The sequence below is a fragment of the Streptomyces apricus genome, from assembly GCF_008369065.1.
Lineage (GTDB): Bacteria > Actinomycetota > Actinomycetes > Streptomycetales > Streptomycetaceae > Streptomyces > Streptomyces apricus.
The window spans coordinates 1-4,219 of record NZ_VDFC01000120.1 but is presented as its reverse complement, the minus strand read 5'-3'; the positions used below and the strand labels follow the sequence as shown (position 1 = coordinate 4,219).

The following is a 4,219-nucleotide window of genomic DNA, read 5'->3' as shown; positions in this document are numbered from 1 at the left end:
GGCATGGGCATGCGGGCTCCCGGTTCGGAGTGGGGGCGGGGGCGGAGCAGTGGCTCTTTCGCGGCTGCCGTGGCAGGGCAGCGCGGTGCACTTCGGCTCCGGAGAGTGTGTGGTGCGTCACTGACGGTATGGGGTTCAATTGATGCCCGTCAAGCCGGGTGGAGATACTGGAGATCCTCAATTCCCGGGAGTGAAAGCGCACATGCCAGCACGCAGCATCATCACGGCACGTCAGGAGCGGCTCGGCGCGGAGCTGCGCAAGCTCCGGGAGCGGGCGGGGCTCAGTGGCCGGGAGGCGGCGCGGGCGCTGGGGATCGCGGAGAGCAGGCTGTCCGCCACGGAGGTGGCCCGGGTCGGGGTGAGCGCCGAGCGCGTGCGGCACTGGGCGGGTGCGTACGCCTGTGACGACGAGGCCCTGGTCGACGCGCTGGCGGCCATGGCGAGCGAGCGGGGGCGTGGCTGGTGGGAGGAGTATAGAGGGCTACTGCCGCCCAGCTTCCTCGACCTGGCCGAACTGGAGCAGCGCGCCGTGTACTTGAGGTCGTTCGAGAACCTGTACATCCCCGGACTGCTGCAGACCGAGGAGCAGGTGAGGGCGACGTACGCCTCTCCGGTGTCGACGCTCGGTGAGGAGCAGATCGAGGCGCGCGTCGCCTTCCGGCTGCGTCGCCAGGCGGTGCTGGGACAGGCCCCCTACGACGTGGTGATCCACGAGGCCGCCCTGCGGGTGAGGCCTGCTGACCGGAAAGTGGCCCAACGACAGATGGCGCATATCCTGGAACAGTCCGATCGCCCTGAAGTAACCGTGCGCGTGGTCCCGTTCGACGTCGACAGCTTCACGCAGATCGGAACCCCCGTACTGTTGGCGGGCGGTTCCGTGCCTCAGCTGGACACCGTCATGCTGGATTCCCTGCACGACGGGACCTTCGTGGACGCGGAGGCGCAGGTGCGCCTGTACCGCCGAGTGATCGACTCTGTGGAGAGTGCCGCGCTGGGAATCGTGGAGTCGAGGGACTTCATCCATCGACTCGCCCGGCAGATGTGAGGAGACCTGCAATGACCCCCGCCGTCCTGTGGCAGAAGTCGTCGTTCTCCCAAGGAGAGGACGCCCCCAACTGCGTGGAGGTGGCCGCCGGTCGGGGCACCCTCCTCCTGCGTGAGAGCGAAGAGCCCGGCGCCGTGGTGGAGACCACCGGGGCCGGGCTCGCCGCACTCATACGCCATCTGGCAGAAAACTAGTTCGCGGCGTTGGCGCCGAACGCCGGCTGCGCGTCCGTCGAGACGCCGACCGCGGACGGGGCGAGGGAGCGGGCGCCGGTGGTGGTGATCCGGGTGCCGTCGGAGGGCAGGTAGACCACCGAGCCGTTGTAGGCGTTCTCGCCGTACGCCCCGACCGTCAGGTCGGCCTTGCCGTCGCCGGTGACGTCGGTGAGCTTCACCTCGCTGCCGAACGCGTCGTCCTTCTCGTCCGAGCCGGGGACGCCGGCCGTGGACTGGGCGAAGTACTGGTGGCCGGAGCCGGTGTCCAGGCCGGAGGCGGTGCCGTACAGGACGGTCACCGCGCCCGTGTTCACCACGCCGTCCAGGTTCTCGCCCGGCGCGCCCGCCACCAGGTCGGTCAGGCCGTCGCCGTTGATGTCGCCCAGCGAGAGCTCGCTGCCGAACCAGTCGCCGCGCTCGGAGGACCCGGGGACGTTGCCGCTGTCCTGGGAGACGTCGACGGCGGCGGCCGGGCCGGAGGCCGAACCGTAGACGATGTGGACCTTGCCGCCGTCCACCGACTCGGGCACGGAGGGGGAGCCGTCCCTGGTCGGGTCCCAGTCCTGGCCGGTGACGATGTCGCCGAAGCCGTCGCCGTTGACGTCGCCGATGCCGGTGATGACCCCGCGCTTCACCTCCTGCGCGGCCGACGCCTTCAGGCCGGAGGCCGAGCCGGGCACGTAGAAGTTGGTGTTGAAGCCGTAGTCGCTGTCGGTCTCGTAGCCGTTGACGACCAGGTCGGACTTCCGGTCGCCGTTGACGTCGCCCGCGGCGAGCACCAGCGGGCCGGTGTCGCCGCCGGACTGGATGTCCGTCTTGACGGTGTAACGGCCGCCGTACGCACCGGACTTCTGGATGCCGCCCTTGAAGACGTAGAGCGTGCTCGACGAGGAGCCGACCGCGAGGTCCTCCGTGCCGTCGCCGTCGAAGTCGCCGGCGGCGAGCGCCGTGCCCCAGCGGTCGTGGGACGAGACGGCCGGGTCCTTGAGGGTCGTGGCGCCGGAGAGCCCGTTCGTCGAGCCCCACGCGATGACGACGGTGCCGCCGTCGGTGTCACCGTCCACGTCCTCCCACTGCGCGGAGGTGGCGAGGTCGTCGAAGCCGTCGCCGTTGAAGTCGCCGTACGCGCTGACCCAGCCGAAGGCGTCGTTGGTCTCGGCGCTGCCCGGGACGCCCGTGGTGTTCTGGCTGATGGTGGTGCGGTTCCCGGCGGTCACACCGCTCGGTGAGCCGTACAGGGCGACGATCTGGCCGGCGCCCTTCTTGCCGCCGACGGTCGCCCAGCCGGCCGAGTACGCGACGTCGCCGTAGCCGTCGCTGTCGAAGTCCGCCACGGGGTGGTGGACGGAGTCGGCCGCCGTCGCCGTCGCGGCCGTGAAGGTGAGGAGTCCGCCCGTCAGCGTGGCGGCGGTGGCCGTCGCGAGGGCGAGTCTCAGGTATTTCTTCTGCATGCGGGAACACCTGGCAGGCGCCCGCAGTCGATGGGGTGCCGCCCACCCGTGTTCACCCGGAGTTCCCCTGGGGCACACGGACGGTTGGCGATCACAAGACCCACCGGATGTGCCGAAGGTTGTACGTGAGTTCGAGTTATTTCCGGTGTGCCGGTGCGGGCGTCACTTCTGCCGCAGGGGGACGCCGAGGTCGGACGGTGTGAACAGGTGTGCCTTCGACGGGGCGAATCCGGTGTCCGTGCCGTGCAGCACCAGGTAGGCGCCCTTGCGCTTCTCGTAGAGCGGGCCGAAGACGACGGCGTCGGCGTGGTCGTCGCCGTCCACGTCGAGCAGCGGCGGGCGGTGGTCGAAGGCGTTCCAGTGGTGCGGGTTCGGGGTGCCCGGCAGTCCGTCCGTCGCGGCGTCGACGCTCTGCTCGCCCGTCGCGGACGGGACGCCTCCGGGGCCGCCGGGCAGCAGTGTGACCCTGCCGTCGTGGCGCCGGAAGCCCGGCGTGTTGACGACCACGTCCGGTCTCCCGTCGCCGTTGACGTCACCGACGGCCGGCGAACTGCCGAAGTCGGTGCGCCGTGCCGCGCCGCCCTCGCCCGTGATCACGGACTTCCCGCGCCCGCCGCCCGGGCCCGTCCGGGAGCCGTACAGGACGGTGAGCGCGCCGCCCGCGGCCGGTTCGTCCGCGGGGGCCACCGGGAGCCGGGTGGGCAGCAGCAGGTCGTCGACGCCGTCGCCGTCGGCGTCACCGGCGGCCGGGGTGCCGGGGCCGTCGGGGGTGTCCACGGCCCCGGCGACGGCCCGCTCGCGCGCCGTGTCGCGGACCAGGCCGTCCCGGCCGTCCCCGGCGCCCTCGTAGTAGCCGACCGTGTGCAGGTCCGCGGGCGCGTCCTCGTCCTCCTCCGCGTCGAAGTGGTACGTGAGGACCACCTCCGCCCTCCCGTCGGCGTCGAAGTCGCCGGTGGTGGCCGAGGCGGGCGACGCGTACCCCCGCTGCCCCAGGTCGAGGGCGGCCCGGCGCTCCGGGGTGCCCGCGCGGTCGAAGGGGCCGTAGAGCAGGAGCCCGCCGGTGCCCGGTCCCTCCGCGTCCGTGCCGTCCGTACCGCCCGTGCCGGCCTGTCCTCCGTCGAGCAGGTCTACGGTGCCGTCGCCGTCGAAGTCGGCGGCGGCCAGCGGCCGGAAGTCGTCGGGCACGGCGAGCGGTGTGGCGTCCTTCACGCCGCGGGCACCGCCGAAGAGGGCGAGGGCGCCGAGCCGGGTGTCGCCCTTGCCACGGCCGGCGACCAGGTCGGTGAAGCCGTCGCCGTCTAGGTCGGTGCGCAGCAAGGAGGTGAAGTACGCGCCCCCGCCGCCCGCCGGGGTCCGCCTCGCGGTCGCCGGGTCGAGGCCGTCGCGGGAGCCGTGGACCACGACCAGGGTCTCCGTGGTCCGCGCCCCGTCCCCGGAGCGCGAGGTGACGACGGTCGCGAAGTCGTCGTAGCCGTCGCCGTTGAAGTCGCCGGGGCGAGGGTGGTCGG

General features: G+C 72.2%; 4 protein-coding genes. 2 read left to right on the top strand and 2 right to left on the bottom strand.

Annotated elements, in window-relative coordinates; all coding sequences use genetic code 11:
- Positions 1-202 precede the first annotated feature (202 nt).
- Together FGF04_RS38255 and FGF04_RS38250 are read left to right on the top strand one after the other, a co-directional pair.
- Positions 203-1,045, top strand: coding sequence for a helix-turn-helix domain-containing protein (locus FGF04_RS38255; RefSeq protein ID WP_149515995.1), 843 nt, complete (start codon positions 203-205; stop codon positions 1,043-1,045).
- An 11-nt stretch (positions 1,046-1,056) separates the two neighbouring features.
- A complete protein-coding gene (locus tag FGF04_RS38250; RefSeq protein WP_149515994.1) occupies positions 1,057-1,239 on the top strand; it encodes a DUF397 domain-containing protein in 183 nt (60 codons plus the stop codon).
- On the opposite strand, the gene FGF04_RS38245 is transcribed toward FGF04_RS38250, so the two are convergent.
- Together FGF04_RS38245 and FGF04_RS38240 are read right to left on the bottom strand one after the other, a co-directional pair.
- A complete protein-coding gene (locus FGF04_RS38245) occupies positions 1,236-2,711 on the bottom strand; it encodes a VCBS repeat-containing protein (protein WP_149515993.1) in 1,476 nt (491 codons plus the stop codon). The genes FGF04_RS38250 and FGF04_RS38245 overlap by 4 nt on opposite strands.
- A 162-nt stretch (positions 2,712-2,873) precedes the next feature.
- Positions 2,874-4,219 (bottom strand): FG-GAP and VCBS repeat-containing protein (locus tag FGF04_RS38240; RefSeq protein WP_149515992.1); only part of this gene is annotated, 1,346 nt, incomplete at its 5' end.

Coding starts and splice junctions, on each gene's coding strand:
- FGF04_RS38245 (WP_149515993.1), bottom strand. CDS start 2,711: ATGCAGAAGAAATACCTGAGACTCGCCCTCGCGACGGCCACCGCCGCC.
- FGF04_RS38250 (WP_149515994.1), top strand. CDS start 1,057: ATGACCCCCGCCGTCCTGTGGCAGAAGTCGTCGTTCTCCCAAGGAGAG.
- FGF04_RS38255 (WP_149515995.1), top strand. CDS start 203: ATGCCAGCACGCAGCATCATCACGGCACGTCAGGAGCGGCTCGGCGCG.